Genomic DNA, 17,050 nt, shown 5'->3' with positions numbered 1-17,050 from the left:
GGGGCGCCGGTCTAACCCGGTTGCCCGGTGCCGGCTTCCCGTTTCATCGAAGACCGCCCGGTCAAGTCGGGTCTTACATCCTCTCGACGGGCGTTTTTCGTCTCCGGTCCACTCCCGGCGACGGCGGCCGCAAGAGCCGCCAGATTCCGCGCCGCATTCTCGTCCCGGTCCATCACCGTCCCGCACTCTTCACACCGATACACCCGCTCCCAAAGCGGAAGGACTTCCTTGATCGCCCCGCACCTGGAGCAGGTCTTGGAACTGGGATACATCCTGGGGGCCTGGACGAGACGGGACCCGTACCACTCGCATTTATACCGCAACTGCCGTCTCAACTCCGCCAGCCCCGCGTCGTAGATCGCCCGGGACAATCGCCGGTTCCGCCCCATCCCAGCCACATTCAGGTCTTCCACCACGACGGTGCCAAACGTGGTCGCCAGCCGGTGAGTCAGCTTGTGCATGGCGTCCAAGCGAATTCTCGCCACCCTCGCGTGGGCCCGGTTCAGCCGCCGACGGGTATCCTCCCAGTGTCGGCTTCTGCGTTTTCGCCGGGCCAACTCCCGGTTCAACCGCGCGATCTTTCGCAATGCCTTGCGCAAGGGTCGCGGGTTCGGCACCTTCTCCCCCGTGGACAGGACCGCCAGGTGTTTCAGCCCGGCGTCCACTCCCACCACGTCCCGGGGGCGCTTCGGCCGCCCGGCGTCCCGCTCCACTTCGCAGGTGAAACTCACAAACCACCGCCCGCCTTCCCGGGAGACAGTCGCCGACAGAATCCGCGCCCGGTCACTTTGCACCCGCTCCAAGAGCGCCGTGGTCATCTCGTGCGTTCTCACCCGCCCGATCCGGGGCAAAACGACGTGGCTTTTGTCGTCCACCCGGATCGCTCCCGTCGTGAACCGCACCGATTCCCGACCCCGGCCCTTCTTCCGGAACTTCGGAAACCCCACCCGACGCCCCTTCCGCTTCCCAGACCGGCTGTCGAAAAACGCCTTCAGCCCCCGGGCCAGGCCGTCCAGCCCCGCCGAGTACGCTTCCTTGGAATTCTCCCGCCACCACGGGGCGACTTGTTCCTTCTGCCGGTTCCACTCCCTCCGAAGGGCGGCAAGGGTCCACGGCACTTCGACGTCTTCGCCTCGTCCTCTGGCCTCCAATCGCTCTTTTACCAATGCCAGCCCCCAGTTAAAGGCAAACCGCCGGGCTCCGCTGTGGGAAGCCAACATCCTCTCCTGATGCGGCGAAGGATCGAGTGCAAAGCGGTACGCCTGAAGCGTCTTCATGATTCCTTCCCATCCTTTTTTGCGGCGGTCACAGCCCGCAAAGCCCGATTCCGTGCTCCCAGTCGGCCGTACAATCGGGCGCAGAACGATGTCAAGACCTCGATCATGTCCCGGACCAGATCGGCGCGGGTCTCCCCGGAATCCACCGCCACGATGTGACGGCCCTGAGCAGCCAGTGCAGATTCCAGGTACTCCACGCCAAACCTCGCCAGTCGGTCCCGGTGTTCCACAATGATGGTCGTCACCCGCGCATCCGCCAAAATACGCCGGAGCTTTGGACGTTTCCCGTTTATCCCCGATCCGACCTCCGTTACCACCTCGTCCACGACGAGATCTCGCTCGGTTGCCCACTGGGTGATTCGAGACACTTGCCTGTCCAAGTCACTCCTCTGGTCGTGAGAGGACACCCGGGCATACACAACCGTCCGGCCGCCTTTACGGCTCGGGGGGACATCCACCAGGATCGTGCCGGATTCGGTCTGACGGGCGGGTACAGGCAGCTTGCCGTCCTTCCACCAACGCCAAGCGGTCATGTAGGAGATTCCTTGTTGCCTAGCCCAATCGGATAGTTTCATGAGACGATTGTATAACAGAAATATATGTTCGTCTATAGATGTTTACAAACTTCCAGGCTGTTGATCACCCCCTTGGGGGTGCCCGTGGTCCCGGAGGTATAAAGGCGGGTGGTTTCATCGTAGATGTGGGACGGGCGCTCGATGGGCGGATTGTCCTCCGGCTGATTGTTGACATACTCGGCGAACGGAACGTGAGCTTCCGGCGCTTGCTGATCGCCGTTCAGGTCGACCATCACGATCCGTTTCGGTTTGTGCCGAGCCAGTGCCAACGCTTGCTCCGCCGTTTCCCGGATCTCCGCACCGTATATGAACACCGCCGGCTGGCTGTCGTCAATGATAAACGCCGTTTCCCCAGGCGAGAGGCGATAGTTGATCGGGCAGTTAATGGCCCCGATTTTTTGAGGTGCCAAATAGCTCAACACGAACTCAAAGGAGTTGAGCAGTTGGTACATGACCACGTCATTCTTGCCAATCTCGTCACCCAAAAGCGCGTGGGCAAGCCGATTCACTTCTCGATTGAGTTCGGCATACGTCCACGTCCGGTTGCGAAGCGGGCAAGTCACAGCTGGACGATGGGCGAACCGGTGCACGTTTCGCATGAAGCCGTTGATGTACGTGAACCCGTACTCAAAGGTCTCCTTGAACATCCGCACGTCATAGGTATAGGTTTCCATCGCATCCTCCCCCTCGCAGGTGTGAATGGACAAGTGATCCGCTACCTCGACTTTTCGGGTGATAGGCTTGGCTACTTTTATGGCTTATCCCACTGATTCATTATACTCTTTTTCGATTACTCGAAAAATATCTTGTGACCCGAAAAGGAAGAGTGGCGTTTATTGCCCCGGAACTGACGGATTTGGTGACCATATACCACCTGCCCATCCCCACTATCGCGAGGCAGGAAACCAGGTATCGCCGTTCACCTGAGGAAATATGTATATGGTATAAAACCTAACATGCCTTACGCAATGCCCCCTGTTTCTAAGCCAAAATAACCGGTTTTCTCTATTTGGCCTTGACAATCATGTCATATAGTCGCACTATTAAAGTAAGAAAAAGATACATACACGAGGGACATGGAGGTGGGTATCCACGTGTTCACATCCGGGGCCTTTCACCGGCTCGCCGGTCGGAAAAATGTGACGGTGATTCTGGGCGTTTTGATGCTGATTGCGGTGGCGGTATCCGGCTGCGCGTCCAAAGGAGCCAATGCCCCGGCCGAAACGGGTCAAGGGACTCCGGTGTCGGGAGGTGCGCTGATTATCGGCATGGAGTCCGAAGCGGACCAGTTGGATCCCCACCGCGGGGTGGGATGGGTGACCATGCGAATCAACAACCAAATTTATGAACCGTTGGTGGCGGAAGATTTATCGAAACCGTCCGACGTCCGCTCCGTTCCAGACTTGGTGCCGGCTCTGGCGACATCGTGGAAAGTGTCCGACGATGGTTTGGTATATACCTTCACCCTGCGCAAAAACGTCACCTTTCATGATGGAACGCCCTTTGACGCCTCGGCGGTGATCTTCAACATTCGCCGCTTAACGGACAAGTCGTTCCAGTACTACGACAAGATCGGCGCGTCGAAGACTTTTCGAACCTGGTTGTACTACGAGTCCGCCAAGGAGATTGACCCCTCCACCGTGGAGATCCGCTTGAAAAAACCGTTCCCGGATTTTCTGCGGGTGCTGGCCCAGATCAATTCGCTCCAGATTGTGAGCCCGGCGGCGATTCAAAAATACGGCAATGACGGCCTGGGCGACCATCCGGTGGGGACGGGTCCGTTCCGTTTCGACAGCCGTGTCCGGGGCCAGAGCATCACCTTGGTGCGCAACGACAACTACTGGGGGCCGAAACCTTATCTCGACAAGGTGATTTTCCGCCCGTTGCCGGATCCGGCCTCCCGCGTCCTGGCCCTGCAGAACCACGAGGTGGACATCATCGCCGTACCGCCGCCGGACGCCCTGGACAAACTCAAGTCCCAAGGATTTCAGGTGGTGTCCGGCCGTCCGCCCCACGTGTGGTACCTGGCGTTCAATTTTCAAAATCAATACATGAAATCGAAGGACGTGCGTCAGGCGATTAACTACGCCATTGACCGCGAGGGCTTGGCCAAAGATCTCTTGAAAGGGACGGTGCAGCCCGCCTACACGATTCAGTCGCCGGCCAATATCGCGTACGATCCCTCGAAGAAATGGTACCTGTACGATCCCGAGAAGGCGAAGCAACTGCTCGCCAAGGCCGGGTATCCCAATGGATTCGAAACAACCCTCATGACATCGGTGGACGGCTCCGGCCAATTGTTGCCTGTGCCCATGGCCGAGTGGATCCAGCGCAATCTCGCTGCAGTGGGCATTCGCGTGAAGCTCGACACCCGGGAGTGGATCAGCTATCTCAGCGGGTACACGAACGGCATGCCGCCCGAGGTGGGCATGAACCAGATGTCCTCCGGACGCACCACGCCGTATTTTCTGGCCATGATCGCCCACTCGAAATTTAAGGCACCGGGCGGGTTCAACTCCGGCCAGTACGTGAATCCGCAACTGGATGACGTCATGGACCGGGCGGCCACGGCCCGTACCCAGGAGGAGTCGGTCGCGCTTTGGAAACAGGCCGAAAAAATTGTGATGGAAGATGCCGCCTTTGCCCCGATTGTGAACGATACGGCGCCTTATGTCCTGGCGCCTCAGGTGCACGGATTCATCGTTCCGGCCGAGGAATGGTACAATTTGTCAACCGTGTGGCTCACCAAATAACCCGCATGGGGAATGGGAACGGGAGGTGGGTGAGGTGCGGCGCTATCTGCTTATTCGATTTCTGTCGGTTCCGCCGGTGCTGTTTGGGGTGACGGTGATCTGTTTTCTCTTGATGCACCTGATCCCCGGGGACCCGGTGCAAACGATCCTGGGTTCCGAAGCCACGCCCGAGGCCGTCGCCGCTCTGCGGAGCCAATTGGCCCTGGATCGCCCGCTGTATGAACAGTATCTGCGGTGGCTGGGAAATCTGCTGAGCGGGCGCTGGGGGATGTCCTATTCGTTGCACGTGCCGATCTCCGAACTGCTCTTTCCCAAGTTGGCGAACACGCTCATCCTGGCCGGGGCCAGCCTCGTTTTCTGTGTGGTTGTGGGTGTGTCCCTGGGGACCTTGGCGGGGCTCAGATCCCGGTCCTGGTTTGACCGGATCACCATGGCGGCGGCCCAGGTGGCGGCCAGCATGCCGGTGTTTTGGGTCGGACTGCTGCTCATGTGGGTGTTCGCCATTCAGCTCGGATGGCTGCCCACCGGCGGGATGCACGATCTTCGCAGTTCCGGGGGGATCGGCGATCTGCTGGTTCACCTGGTGCTGCCGGCGGTGGCCACGGCGCTGGTTTCCACCGCGGTGATCGCCAGACTCACCCGGAGTGTGGTGGCGGACATTCTCGAGCAGGATTTTGTGCGGTACTACCGGTCTTTGGGTATCGAAGGATGGTCGCTGACCGTGCGTCACGTACTGCGCAACGCTCTGCCTCCGATTCTGAACATGATCGGCCTGCAGGTCGGTTACCTCATCGGCGGGTCCCTTTTTAGCGAAGTGGTGTTCAACTGGCCGGGGTTGGGTCGACAGATGTATACGGCGATTTCGGCCAAGGACTATCCCATGGTGCAAGCGGGGATCTTTGTGATCGCCGTGATGGTGGTATTGATCAATTTTGCAGTGGACACCGCCAACATCATGTTGAATCCCAGACAGCGCACCGCCGTGTCGTAAGCCGGGGCGGCATGCAAAACGCGTTCGGAAAACGGGGGTGAAGCGATGAAAACCGGCGAGCTGCGGCGAGCGGCGGCGGCATTTATACGCGACCCGGCAGCGATGTTCGGCCTCGGGGTGTTGGTGATCACCGTGGCGGCGGCCCTGGGTGCACCCTGGATCTCTCCCTACGACCCGTTGGTGGGAGACGGCGCCCACCGGTTGGCGCCGCCCGGGACGCCGGGCCACGTGCTCGGCCTCGATGACCAGGGCCGAGACATCCTCAGTCGGCTGATCTGGGGATCCCGGACGTCCCTGCTGGCGGCTGTGGTTCCGGTGGTCGCGGCGGCGGCGGTGAGCCTGGTGCTGGGCATTGTGGCCGGGTATGCAGGCGGATGGGTCGGGACCCTGCTGATGCGGTTGGTGGACGTTTTCTTCGCCTTTCCCGCAGTGCTCCTGGCCATTGCCGTCGCCGCGGTCCTGGGGCCGGGGCTTCTGAATGTGATGATCGCGATGACGGTGGTGCGGATTCCCTACATGATGCGGGTGGTGTACACGGATACGCTGCAGGAGAAACGCAAAGAGTACGTGGAATCGGCGGCGGCCCTGGGCGCCCGGCCCTGGGAGATCATGTTTCGCCACCTGCTGCCCAATGTGTTTCCGTCCTTATTGGTCTATGCCGCCACTTTGACTGGTGTGTCGGTGGTGACGGCGGCGGGGCTCAGTTTCATCGGGCTCGGAGTCCAACCGCCCGCCGCCGACTGGGGCCGCATGGCGTCGGAGGGCAGCACTTTGCTCATGCAGGGGGATCCGTTTCTCACCTTGTTTCCCGGGTTGGCGATCCTGTTGGTTTCCCTGGCGTTCAGCTTTGTGGGAGATGGGCTGAGAGACGCGTTGGATCCCCGTCAGCGGTCGCTGGTCGTGAAGCGCCGCCGCGGCGATTCGGCGCCCTCGGAAGCCTCGGTTCGAGAGGAGGTTGGAGCGTGACCGGGATGGGAGGTGCGCTGCTTGATGTTCGGAATCTCACGACCCGGATCCGCACGCCCCAAGGGTCGGTTTCGGTGGTCCGCGAGGTATCGATAACGCTGCATCCCGGGGAGATCTACGCCCTGGTGGGCGAATCGGGTTCGGGAAAATCCATGACGGTTCAGTCGGTCATCCGGATGGTCCCCCGCCGATTGCTGGATGGACATTTCGGCAAGGTGGTGTTCGAGGGCACCGATCTGTTGCGCCTGTCCGAAAAACAGATGCGGACAATTCGCGGCGGAGGTATCGCCATGGTCTTTCAAAGTGCCATGACTGTGCTGGACCCTTGTTACCTCGTCGGCACACAGTTGACCGAAGTGTTGAAAAAATATGGGCTGCGGGGGGAGGAAGCGCAGCAGCGGATTCACATGTTGCTCACCCAAGTGGGCATTTCCGATCCGGAGGCCGTGTGTCGGGCGTACCCTCACCAATTGAGCGGGGGTCTTCGCCAGCGCGTGGTGATCGCCATGGCTCTGGCCGGGAATCCGAGACTGCTCATTGCCGATGAGCCCACCTCGGCGTTGGATCCCACCGTCCAACTTCAGGTGCTGGATCTGTTTCAAGAGATCAATCGGCGCCTCGGAACCGCCATTCTGCTCATCACCCATGATTTTGGGGTGGTGGCCCGGGTGGCCCGGCGGGTGGGGGTCATGTATAAGGGGGAGATCGTGGAGGAAGGCGACGTGGCGGAGGTGATCCATCGGCCGAGCCACCCCTACACCCGGGCACTGCTCGGCAGCGTTCCCGATTTGTCCTGGGTGTTTCGCGGCGAGCCCCGTCCGGCGGCCGGCGAGACGAGGCGGCCGGCCCGATCGGAATCCTCGAGTATGACCGGGTGTCCTTACCTTTCCGCATGTCCTGAATCGGGATGGCGGTGCAAGCGCATGTCGCCCCCGATGATCGAGGTATCTGCTCACCATCATGTAAAATGCTGGAAACGGAGGGAAGAAGCATGACTCGCACGGAAGAGAGCATCCTGACGGTGCGTGCACTGTGTAAGACTTTTCGGGTCGGCGGCCTGGGGAGAAACAAGACAGAAATTCGTGCGGTGGACGGGGTCAGTTTCGATGTGGCAGCGGGGGAGAGCCTTGGACTGATCGGCGAGTCGGGATCGGGCAAGAGCACCCTGGGACGGCTGATCGCAGGGCTGCTTCAGCCCGACAGCGGGGAGATTGTCTTTCGGGGAAAGCCGGCCTGGGATGGGGCGGGGGCGCGAACCCATCGCCGTGTGATCCAAATCGTGTTTCAGGACTCGGGGTCCGCGTTCAATCCCCGCCTGCCCATCAATCGGCAGATTCTGGAACCGTTTGTTCGCCACCATCGGGGGGTGTCTCTGAGCGAAGCCCGGGCCCGGGTGGCACGCCTGTTGGAGGTGGTGGGACTGACTCCGGGGCACGGTGAACGGTACCCCCACGAACTGTCGGGGGGCCAACGCCAGCGGGCCGCTCTGGCCCGGGCGTTGGCGGTGGAACCGGAGTTGTTGGTGCTGGATGAGCCGGTCTCCGCCCTGGATGTGTCCGTGCGGGCGCAGATTGTCCAGTTGTTGGTGGAACTTCGAGAAACCTACGGGCTCACCTACTTGTTCATCGCTCACAACCTGGACGTGGTGGCCCAGTTGTGCCACCGGGTGGCGGTGATGTACCGTGGGAAAATCGTGGAATTGGCCGAGGCGGAATCGTTGTATCGTCAACCGACCCACCCGTACAGCCGGATGCTGCTCAGTTCGGTGCTCACCGTGGATGGCGATCTGGGCCATGTGTATCGGGAGGCGGCCGGTGTCCGGGGATAGCGGGCGATTCCGGGTCGGGGAACGTGGCCTTGTGCCGGTATCGGGGGGATCGCGGATCGTAGACTTTTTGGCGCCAGGGGGCCATCAATCGCCGATCGAAGGCCTGGGGACATCGTTTCGCGACTCGAAGGATCGGACCTCACGGCGGGAACCCGAAGAATGGATTGTGGGGAGGAAGGGGACATGAAAATTCAGTTAAAGGAGTACTTGGTCAGATCGGAGCGCTTCCTGGCGTCGGTGCGGGATCTGGCGTCCATCGGGGCCACGGCGGGAGGCGGGGTGCACCGGTTGGCCCTCAGTCCCGACGACATTCGAGCCCGTAAACAGATGGTGGAGTGGATGGAAGAGGCCGGGCTGACGGTCTCCGTGGATGATATGGGAAACCTCTATGGTTTGCGGCCGGGACGCAACCCGGGACCGCCCATTCTATTCGGGTCTCACGTGGATACGGTGCCTTTTGGCGGTCGATTCGACGGAGCTTACGGGGTGCTGGCCGGCCTGGAGGTGATGCGGGTGCTCCATGAACACGGGGTGGAGACCGAGCATCCGTTGGGTCTGGCGATTTTCACGAATGAGGAGGGAGCCCGATTCCAGCCCGCCATGATGGGCTCTTCGGTGGCCGTGGGAAAATGGCCTGTGGAAGAGGCCTACGCGGTGAGGGATCAGGAAGGGATCGCGTTCGGCGACGCGCTGCAGGCCAGCGGGTTTCTGGGTGAGCGGCGCAACCGGATTTCCCGGCCGCTGTGTTATGTCGAACTGCACATTGAGCAGGGGCCGGTGCTTGAGGCGGCGGGCAAAACCATTGGAATCGTACAAGGGATTGTTGCCCAGTCCTGGCACGAAGTGGTCCTGGAGGGGGAGGCCAACCATGCCGGTACCACACCCCCGAGCCGGCGGCGCGATCCATTGGTCGCCGCGGCTCGGTGGATCGCTTACGTCCACGAAATGGCTGAGTCTTCGGAGGGCGCCCTGTTGGTCACGTGCGGCCGGATTGCCGCGGAGCCCGGGGCGGTGAACGTTATTCCCCGAAAAGTCGCGTTCACCGTGGATTTGCGAAGTGCGGACGAGGTACGGCTGCGGAAGGCGGAGGAGCAAATGTTTGCCTGGGGAGATGACCTGTGCCGAAGGGCGGGGGTGGAGAAGGCGGTTCGTCGCCTCCATTGGGCGCCGTACACGCCTTTTGCGTCTGGGATCCGGGAACTGATCCGCGAATCCTGTTTGCGGCGCGGGTATACATTTTTGGAGATGCCCAGCGGCGCCGGTCACGATGCCCAGCACCTGGCCGGCGTCTGTGAAACGGGGATGATTTTCGTACCCAGTCGGGAAGGCAAGAGCCACTGCGAAGAGGAATTCAGTGCGGACGGGGATTTGGTGAAGGGAGCCCAGGTACTGCTGGACACGGTCCTCGGGCTGGATCGCACGAGATAGGGGGTATTCGGGATGAGCACCCGGGAGTTTTTTGACCGTCTGGCGGTTCTTGCCGATACGATTCCGTTCGACGTGGAACCCGCGTTTACCGGTTTCGGGTGGGAGGGGCCGGATGTTGAGTCCCGGCCGGCGGTGGCCGAAAGGGGGGAGCCGGGTGACGAATGAAGAACTGCTTTCCCTCGATATCGACGGCCTGGCGACGCTGATTCGCCTGCGCGAACTGTCGCCGGTGGAAGTGACTGAGACGGTGCTCGGGCGGATTGCCGAACTGGATCCCGTTCTCAATGTCTTCATCGCGGTGACGGCGGAGTCGGCACTGGCCGCGGCCCGGCGGCTGGAGGCGGAGCTTAGGTCCGGGAAGTATCGCGGCCCGCTCCACGGGGTTCCCATCGCCCTAAAAGATATTTTTACCGTAAAAGGCGAGGTGATCACGGCGGGTTCGAAAATTCTTGCCGAGTGGCGGGCGGATGAAGACGCCACGGTGGTGAAGCGGTTGAAGGAGGCCGGTGCGGTCCTGGTGGGTCGGACAAATTTGCACGAGTTCGCAATGGGGGCGACCACCGAGAACCCGCACTATGGGCCCACACGCAATCCGTGGGATCCCCGGAGGATCCCGGGGGGATCCAGCGGCGGGTCGGCGGCGGCGGTGGCGGCCGGCATGGGTTATGGGGCCTTGGGCACCGATACCGGAGGGTCGATTCGGCTTCCGGCCGCCCTGTGCGGCATTGTGGGGTTGAAGCCGACATACGGGCGGGTCAGCCGGAAGGGGCTACTGCCTCTCAGTTGGTCGCTGGATCACGTGGGACCCATGACACGGACGGTCAAAGATGCGGCGTATTTATTGGAAGTGCTGGCCGGGGCCGACGACGGGGATCCCAGTTGTTCTCGTCGGCCGGTGGAGCCTTACGGGGCGCTGGTCGAGCCGATGGGGGACCGGCCGCTCAAGGGAGTGCGCCTGGGCGTTGTCCGGGAGTATTTTTTCGAAGATCTCGACGACGAGATCCGCCGGGCGGTGGATCGGGCGTTGGCCGTGAGCGAAGATCTCGGGGCTGAGATCGTCGAGGTAACCGTGCCCTGGATCGATGAGGCGGCGGTGGCCCAGCGAGCGATTTCCCAGGTAGAGGGGTTCGCTGTCCACGAAAGGTGGTTCCGCAGTCAGCCGGAGTTGTACGGCGAGGATGTGCGGATTCGTCTGGAAATCGGCGAAAAGATTCCCGGATATCAATACGTTCAGGCCCAGAGGATCCGGCGGATGTTTCAGAAGGCGTTTTTGAAGGTGTTCGACCGGTGCGACGCCGTGGTGGCGCCCACCAATGCCAGGCCGCCGTGTGGGATCGGGGAAGTCGGACCTGAAGAGACGGTGAATAATATTTTTCGCCTGGGGAGAACACCGCTGTTCAATCTTCTGGGGTTCCCGGTTCTTTCCGTCCCCTGTGGAAAGACCTCAGAGGGGTTGCCCGTGGGGCTGCAATGGGTGGGACGGCCGTTCGGGGAGGCGTCGTTGCTGGGGTTTGCCCACGCATATGAACAGGCCACTCCCTGGCATCGGGAATTTGCGCCCCGGGCAGTGACTCCCGAGTGCCTGTACGATAGCCTCGGCGATCGATGATACGGCCGGCCCGGGCGGGTGGAAGGAACGGGCCCGGTCAGTGGCCAGCCGTGCCGGCCACCGGGGAAAGGGTGCCCGCTACCGGGGAAGGAGTGCTCGTTACCGGAGAAGGGGAGCCTGTCTAGGTCATGGGATGCTCCACTGGAATCCAAGAGGGGGATGGGACTTCCCGTGGCAGGCACACGCCCGACCTCATGTGACAAGAAACGTTTCGGACGTAGTTCGCCCGTGCGAATGATGGCGAATTTGATGAACGAGGCGATGGTTGGTTCCATGTTTTTCCTTTGTTCGACCTGCAAAAAATGAGCGCGAACTTGGAGTGGTGCAAAAATTCACAGGGGTTCGCGAAAAAAGCCTTTGAAACTTGCGCCGGGCAAGGTATAAAAGTCGAAGAGTAGCTCCGCGGATTAACTCCGCGGCCCCATTGAAGCTACCTCGCCAACTAGCGTGACGGCGAACCTGCAAGCCGTAGCTCCGTGGATTAACTCTGCGCCCCATTGAAGCGTCGGCAGGACGGTGTTCGCGCACCTCCGGTTTACCCACCCTGTGATCCACACGGCCAGCCCAAAGTCTAATTTGGCCATCATCGAAGGCGGGGTTGGACAGGATCCGACGATCGAGCGCAACGCAGGGGTTCAGGAGGCGATCAAACCTTACCCAAACATCAAAATTGTCGCCACCCAATCCGTGGATTGGACCCGTAAGGGAGGCTGCAAAGTGATGGAGGGATATATTCAGAAATATCCGACCGGATTCCTTCAGGGAGTTTTCTGTGCCAGTGATGAAATGATGATGGGTGCCCTGGAAGCGTTGCAGGCTGCACATCTCACCGATCTAAACGGCTGGTTTTTTAGCGGAGATGGCCAGCTCGAAGGGTTGCAAATGGTTCTCCAAGGCGTCGCTATCGCCGATACCCAGAATTCTCCGTTCCATGGGGGTCCCGCTCTCCAGGCGGCCATCGCCATCACTCAAGGTATGAAATTGAATGGAGCATCGATCATGCGAGACAATCAGACCCTTACCAACATAACATCTGAATAACCTGGCAAAACCAAGCAGTATGTCGACAAACTTCTCCAGACTGGTTGACAGTTGTGACTATCGATGGGCGCCATTTGTCGTTGATTAGGAGAATCACCACAACTTCGAGAGGGATGACGATGGAGAGCGCGACGCCATTGCTAGAGTGAAGGGCATCACCAAACGGTATACCGGCACAAAGGTTTTAGACGATGTTTCTTTTGACCTCTATCCCTCGGAAGTGCACTGTTTGGCGGGAGAAAACGGGGCAGAAAAATCGACCCTGATGAAGATTTTGTCAGGGGTGTCTACTAAGCGGACTCCGGTGAGTTGTTGGTTGAAGGGGGCCTAACTCGCATCCGGTCGCCGCTGGATGGACCCGCAAAGGACCGTGGCGAATGGCCCACGGGCCGATGAACAGGGCCCTCGGCAACGCCTACTGGCAGGCCCAGGGGTTGATGAGTTTAAGCGAACGTTACCGAAGGCTCCGTCAAGCTTGATGAACCGCCGGATGCGGCCCGCATCTCTGGTGGTGTTACGGGATGGGGGCTAGCCGCCCATTCCTGCTCGATGCATCGTGACCCACCAACACCAAGTCGCCCCGGCTCGGACCGCCTGGACAGCCGCCTGGGAGATGTCATAGTTTTGTACGATGGCGCCATGGTCATGTCATCGATGATCATACCGTGAAACTGCAGTTCGCGGCGCAGGAGATCGGTCATGATGGCGGGGGACATGGAGGCCGGGTGGTCCGGTCTGCGATGGTCCCGGCTCAGCGCGTCTGGATTCAGTCCGTTGGTTGAGCAGGCCCTCACACCTCCGACTTCGTCTTTTCACCCGACAATGGCAACTCTCTTTTTTCTCCGACGAATCCGACGCGAACGGCGCTCCGCCACGCACCGACCACCCCTCCGGTCATACCGCCCATTCCGCCTCCCATCATGACGTTGACAATCGACATAAAACCCATCATGTCGGGCACACGACGCATGAACAACACCCATCCAACGGCAGCCAGGACCGTCCCGACCGTCGATCCGACCACTCCGCCCACCATGGCACCCATCAGGGACCACATGGCTCCATGTTGCTTGTGGATTCCGATGACCTCAAAAGGGTGGTTCGTCGAAGACAACAGATCTTGGACATCTTTCAATCCGATCCTGAGTCCCAAATAACTGCCGGAAAGGGAACCTGTGCCGGCGAGGATCAGCGTCAAAAGCCCGGATGTACCCGTCAGGAAATCGAGGATGCCGCCGAAGAGAGCTGCGGAAAAGCTGCCCCATGCACAGCTCCATCCCGTTGTCCGGTACAGTCGATCCACGATGTTGACCACCTTTCTCTGTATAATGAGTCCCAAAGTCCGTCACCGACCGGGTATGAAGAAACACCCATTTGGATATATAAAAAGTTCATTCTAATATTCTACAATAGTCTTGTGAATCCAAGACGAACCTTTAAGTCGAGCCCGACTTCGGCATGCCCGGCTCCCCGGGATGGGAGCCATCTCGATGAGTTGTCGAATCGGTCTCCAGTTCAGCCAAGGAGATGATCAACGGTGTCAAGGATCGATGAAGCGCGCGAGATGTTTGCCCGTATAGAACAGGCCTGGTCGGACGGAGAACGAACCGCTCTGTTGACGATTACCCAGGTGAAAGGCTCGGCTTATCGCCTTCCCGGCGCCAAAATGATGATGACGGAAAAAGGGAAGATGCTGGGAACCCTCAGCGGCGGTTGCCTCGAGTCGGACCTCTACGGATGGGCGGAAAAAGCCATTGAGGAAGGCAAACCCCGCCTCGTCCATTATGATCTCAGTGAAAGCGAGTTGTGGTCCCTCGGGATTGGTTGCAAAGGAACCATGGAAGTCGCCATTTTTCCCGTTCATTCCTCGGATCCGTTTTGGCAATCGGTGCGGGAGGCCGTGGCCCAAGATCGCGTCATCTCGTTGGCCATCGAACTGCCGACCGGGGTCCGCGTCGCATTTGAAGGCACGAATCCAATTGCCGGAGATAGGGACGCGTTGCCAGAAGTCGTCGCGCAGCAATTGATGCAGCGCGTATGGAGTCGGACGAGGGCGGAGGTCGCCGTTGTCGATGGCAGGCGCTTTTACGTCGACACGATGCGGCCGAGCGAACGGCTGATCATCTGCGGTGCGGGCCACGATGCGGTGCCCGTGGCGGCTCTCGCCGCCAAGTGCGGGTTTCGTGTCACCGTGCTCGATCCGCGCAAAGAATTTAACGGGACCGGCCGTTTTCCCGCGGCCGAACACCTGGTGGTCGAACCGGATCAAGCGGATCCTGCGCAACTGTCCGCCAGCTGGTGGGTGATCATGAACCACCTGCAATTGCGAGACGAAGCGGCGTTGCGTTTGGCGCTGCAAGCCCATCCCAAGTTCGTCGGCGTACTGGGTCCCGTGTCGCGAACCCAGGAAATGCTGAGCAATATCGGGGCCGACTTCGACAGCGGTCCGATCCATGCTCCCATTGGACTGGATATAGGCGCAGAAACGATCGACGAAGTGGCGGTCTCGATTGTGTCGGAATTGCTCGCCGTGCGATCCGGCCGATTGGGAGAATCCCTGCATGGGCGGGAGAAAATTCATGGTTGACGCTTCAACGGGGCGGCTTGGGGCGCCGCTCCTCGCATTACCCCGCCCAGTATCGCTTTTTTCCAAGTCGCCACATCGTGGACATCGACAAAGGCGTTGATGTACGGCAACGCCATCGACATCCCCGTCGAAGTCGGCTCATATCCCGGCTCGCCGAGCAGGGGATTGATCCACACCACGCGTCCCGCTCGGTCCGCCAGGTCGCGCATGGAGCTGTGCATGCGCTCCGGATGGCCGGCATCATAGCCATCCGACGCGATGATGACGCACGTGTGGCGATGGAGCAAACCGGGATACCGCCGAAGCAATTGTTCCAACGCTCCGCCAATCCGGGTGCCGCCTCTCATTCCCGGCAGATCGGATGATGGAATGCCCGAAACCCCTTTGCGGGCGATGAGCGACGTCACCCGCAGCAGCCGCGTGGAAAAGAGAAAGATTTGCGTGCGCGCCCGGGCCCGGGTGAACGACCAGGCAAGAGACGTGAGAAACGGCGCATAGGGCTTCATGGAGCCGGAAATGTCGAGGGCCAGGACAATTCGCGGCCTGTCGGGACGGCGCCGGCGCATTTTCAGGACGAAGGGCTCTCCGGCGCGGCGCAGGGCGCTCCGCATGGTTTGGCGCAAATCGATTTTCTCCCTTCCCCGGGATCGCCACTTGCGGCCGCGCGGTGCGTTCATCGTACGCACCGCCAACCGGGTGAGATGAACGACCTCCTTTAACACCCGATCGTCCGCCCGCAATGCGAACCGCTCACCAGTGTCCGGATGATATCCGGCGAGAAACCCCTGCACCGTTTCCGCCGTCGGACGCTCCACCCGCCGACCGGTGTCGGTTCCGCCGACCGATTCATCCGGTTGCAGGCGGCGCTTCTGCTTCAGTCGAACTCCCCGACCACAAAAGTATCGTTCGAACAAACTCGGAAAGATGCCCCATTCGGCGGGTGTTCGGGAGTAAATCGCCCGAAAGGCGTTGCAGACTTCGTCCATGCGGTCAAGGTTCAATTCTACCAGGGCGGCGATGGCGGTCAACGTTTCCGAAATCCCGGCGCGAAATCCATAGTTTCGCAGCCAAGGCGCGAAGTGGGTCACCTGCGTGACGATGTCGCCTGTCAACCCGCCAATCCCGTCAGCGGTCAGGCGTTCCATAGCACGTCGAGCCCCCTCTCCCGCACAAGGTCCAGGTCTTCCTGGGTTTTTAACAAACATCCGAGGGTCACCCGGATCACTCCTTCGTTCAATTCCTGCGCTTCTAATTCCATCAGTGCCTTGGCAAAATCGATCGATTCCGCCAGTCCCGGGGGCTTGAGCAAGGACAACTTGCGCAACCTCCGCACGGCGCGCGCGATCTGCTTCGCAAGTTCGGGCGCGATCCGCGGCACATGTAAAGAGACAATGTCCGCCTCCTGTTCCAAAGACGGGTAATCGACCCAAACGTACAGACAGCGCCGACGCAGGGCGTCCGACAGGTCCCGGGTGCGATTGGAGGTCAACAATACCATCGGAGGTTCATCGGCGCGGAACGTTCCCAACTCGGGAATGGTCAATTGGAATTCCGACAGAAATTCCAGCAACAGCGCCTCGAATTCTTCATCGGCCCGATCCACTTCGTCAATCAGCAGCACCGGAGCCGGCCTTTCCCGCAGGGCCCGCAGAAGCGGGCGCTCGATGAGAAATGGCTCGCTGTAAAGGGCCGCCTGGTTCACGGTACCGTCCGAGAAAGCCGCGCGCGCCGTCAGCAGCTGTTTGGGGTAATCCCAGTCGTACAACGCCTGGCTCGCATCCAGTCCTTCGTAGCACTGCAGGCGAACGAGGTTTATTGAGCGAACGGTGGCGAGCGCTTTCGCCAGGGCCGTTTTTCCCACACCTGCAGGGCCTTCCAATAACAGCGGACGGGCCAGCCGCTGTGCCAAGTGCAGGACAGTGGCCAGCCCTTCGTCAACCACATAGTTTGCCTCCCGCAATTCCTCTTGCAGTCGGCGCACCTGCTCGTTCATCC

The 17,050-nt window shown here is 60.5% G+C and carries 17 protein-coding genes; 11 read left to right on the top strand and 6 right to left on the bottom strand.

The features are described from left to right. Positions 1–11: 11 nt before the first annotated feature. From tnpB to CVV65_RS14020, 3 genes are read right to left on the bottom strand one after another with little or no spacing between them, the layout of a single operon-like run. Complete coding sequence (gene tnpB, locus CVV65_RS14030) at positions 12–1,277, bottom strand: IS607 family element RNA-guided endonuclease TnpB (protein WP_100668657.1); 1,266 nt, start codon at positions 1,275–1,277, stop codon at positions 12–14. Further along, positions 1,274–1,852: an IS607 family transposase gene (locus CVV65_RS14025; protein ID WP_100668656.1), complete on the bottom strand. Its 579-nt coding sequence runs from the start codon at positions 1,850–1,852 to the stop codon at positions 1,274–1,276. The genes tnpB and CVV65_RS14025 overlap by 4 nt, the downstream gene beginning before the upstream one ends. A gap of 32 nt (positions 1,853–1,884) precedes the next feature. Continuing rightward, a complete protein-coding gene (locus CVV65_RS14020; protein ID WP_232796632.1) occupies positions 1,885–2,526 on the bottom strand; it encodes an AMP-binding protein in 642 nt (213 codons plus the stop codon). Positions 2,527–2,946: 420 nt separating this feature from the next. On the opposite strand from CVV65_RS14020, the gene CVV65_RS14015 reads away from it, so the two are divergent. From CVV65_RS14015 to CVV65_RS17315, 10 genes are all read left to right on the top strand, one after another. Next, on the top strand, positions 2,947–4,605 hold the full coding sequence (locus CVV65_RS14015) for an ABC transporter substrate-binding protein (protein WP_198592040.1): 1,659 nt from the start codon (positions 2,947–2,949) through the stop codon (positions 4,603–4,605). Between the two features lie 34 nt (positions 4,606–4,639). Beyond that, on the top strand, positions 4,640–5,596 hold the full coding sequence (locus tag CVV65_RS14010; RefSeq protein ID WP_197945634.1) for an ABC transporter permease: 957 nt from the start codon (positions 4,640–4,642) through the stop codon (positions 5,594–5,596). Positions 5,597–5,641: 45 nt separating this feature from the next. After that, a complete protein-coding gene (locus tag CVV65_RS14005; RefSeq protein ID WP_100668653.1) occupies positions 5,642–6,562 on the top strand; it encodes an ABC transporter permease in 921 nt (306 codons plus the stop codon). Between the two features lie 5 nt (positions 6,563–6,567). Next, positions 6,568–7,557 carry an ABC transporter ATP-binding protein gene (locus CVV65_RS14000; RefSeq protein ID WP_100669546.1) on the top strand — a complete coding sequence of 330 codons (990 nt, stop codon included), beginning with the start codon at positions 6,568–6,570 and terminating at the stop codon, positions 7,555–7,557. Further along, positions 7,554–8,390, top strand: a complete 837-nt coding sequence (locus CVV65_RS13995; protein WP_157935538.1) for an ATP-binding cassette domain-containing protein — start codon at positions 7,554–7,556, stop codon at positions 8,388–8,390. The genes CVV65_RS14000 and CVV65_RS13995 overlap by 4 nt, the downstream gene beginning before the upstream one ends. Positions 8,391–8,573: 183 nt before the next feature. Continuing rightward, positions 8,574–9,818 carry a M20 family metallo-hydrolase gene (locus CVV65_RS13990; protein WP_157935537.1) on the top strand — a complete coding sequence of 415 codons (1,245 nt, stop codon included), beginning with the start codon at positions 8,574–8,576 and terminating at the stop codon, positions 9,816–9,818. A gap of 12 nt (positions 9,819–9,830) precedes the next feature. After that, a complete protein-coding gene (locus CVV65_RS16985; RefSeq protein WP_170099788.1) occupies positions 9,831–9,983 on the top strand; it encodes a hypothetical protein in 153 nt (50 codons plus the stop codon). Continuing rightward, the gene (locus CVV65_RS13985; protein ID WP_232796631.1) at positions 9,973–11,427 is read left to right on the top strand and encodes an amidase; all 1,455 of its coding nucleotides are present in this window, start codon (positions 9,973–9,975) and stop codon (positions 11,425–11,427) included. The genes CVV65_RS16985 and CVV65_RS13985 overlap by 11 nt, the downstream gene beginning before the upstream one ends. A 576-nt stretch (positions 11,428–12,003) precedes the next feature. Continuing rightward, positions 12,004–12,468 carry a substrate-binding domain-containing protein gene (locus tag CVV65_RS13980; protein WP_157935536.1) on the top strand — a complete coding sequence of 155 codons (465 nt, stop codon included), beginning with the start codon at positions 12,004–12,006 and terminating at the stop codon, positions 12,466–12,468. Positions 12,469–12,613: 145 nt separating this feature from the next. Continuing rightward, positions 12,614–12,799, top strand: a complete 186-nt coding sequence (locus CVV65_RS17315) for an ATP-binding cassette domain-containing protein (protein ID WP_269148826.1) — start codon at positions 12,614–12,616, stop codon at positions 12,797–12,799. Positions 12,800–13,258: 459 nt separating this feature from the next. On the opposite strand, the gene CVV65_RS13960 is transcribed toward CVV65_RS17315, so the two are convergent. After that, on the bottom strand, positions 13,259–13,771 hold the full coding sequence (locus tag CVV65_RS13960) for a hypothetical protein (RefSeq protein ID WP_100668648.1): 513 nt from the start codon (positions 13,769–13,771) through the stop codon (positions 13,259–13,261). A gap of 234 nt (positions 13,772–14,005) precedes the next feature. On the opposite strand from CVV65_RS13960, the gene CVV65_RS13955 reads away from it, so the two are divergent. Next, positions 14,006–15,055, top strand: a complete 1,050-nt coding sequence (locus tag CVV65_RS13955) for an XdhC family protein (RefSeq protein WP_100668647.1) — start codon at positions 14,006–14,008, stop codon at positions 15,053–15,055. Here CVV65_RS13955 and CVV65_RS13950 read toward each other — a convergent pair. Together CVV65_RS13950 and CVV65_RS13945 are read right to left on the bottom strand one after the other, a co-directional pair. Further along, entirely contained in the window at positions 15,046–16,200 is a 1,155-nt protein-coding gene (locus CVV65_RS13950) for a vWA domain-containing protein (RefSeq protein ID WP_100668646.1), read from the bottom strand. The two genes, CVV65_RS13955 and CVV65_RS13950, sit on opposite strands and share 10 nt — an antisense overlap. After that, positions 16,188–17,048, bottom strand: a complete 861-nt coding sequence (locus CVV65_RS13945; RefSeq protein WP_100668645.1) for an AAA family ATPase — start codon at positions 17,046–17,048, stop codon at positions 16,188–16,190. The genes CVV65_RS13950 and CVV65_RS13945 overlap by 13 nt, the downstream gene beginning before the upstream one ends. Between the last annotated feature and the right edge of the window lie 2 nt (positions 17,049–17,050).

Origin of the sequence: Kyrpidia spormannii (assembly GCF_002804065.1) — a bacterium.
GTDB classification, from domain to species: Bacteria; Bacillota; Bacilli; order Kyrpidiales; family Kyrpidiaceae; genus Kyrpidia; species Kyrpidia spormannii.
The sequence above is the reverse complement of the archived record's forward strand: the minus strand, read 5'-3'. Positions and strand labels throughout refer to the sequence as shown.

What these genes read in the sequence shown, in the direction of transcription:
- CVV65_RS14005 (WP_100668653.1), top strand. Translation starts at nt 5,642, where the DNA reads ATGAAAACCGGCGAGCTGCGGCGAGCGGCGGCGGCATTTATACGCGAC.
- CVV65_RS16985 (WP_170099788.1), top strand. Translation starts at nt 9,831, where the DNA reads ATGAGCACCCGGGAGTTTTTTGACCGTCTGGCGGTTCTTGCCGATACG.
- CVV65_RS13995 (WP_157935538.1), top strand. Translation starts at nt 7,554, where the DNA reads ATGACTCGCACGGAAGAGAGCATCCTGACGGTGCGTGCACTGTGTAAG.
- CVV65_RS13945 (WP_100668645.1), bottom strand. Translation starts at nt 17,048, where the DNA reads ATGAACGAGCAGGTGCGCCGACTGCAAGAGGAATTGCGGGAGGCAAAC.
- tnpB (WP_100668657.1), bottom strand. Translation starts at nt 1,277, where the DNA reads ATGAAGACGCTTCAGGCGTACCGCTTTGCACTCGATCCTTCGCCGCAT.
- CVV65_RS13990 (WP_157935537.1), top strand. Translation starts at nt 8,574, where the DNA reads ATGAAAATTCAGTTAAAGGAGTACTTGGTCAGATCGGAGCGCTTCCTG.
- CVV65_RS14020 (WP_232796632.1), bottom strand. Translation starts at nt 2,526, where the DNA reads ATGGAAACCTATACCTATGACGTGCGGATGTTCAAGGAGACCTTTGAG.
- CVV65_RS14000 (WP_100669546.1), top strand. Translation starts at nt 6,568, where the DNA reads ATGGGAGGTGCGCTGCTTGATGTTCGGAATCTCACGACCCGGATCCGC.
- CVV65_RS13950 (WP_100668646.1), bottom strand. Translation starts at nt 16,200, where the DNA reads ATGGAACGCCTGACCGCTGACGGGATTGGCGGGTTGACAGGCGACATC.
- CVV65_RS14025 (WP_100668656.1), bottom strand. Translation starts at nt 1,852, where the DNA reads ATGAAACTATCCGATTGGGCTAGGCAACAAGGAATCTCCTACATGACC.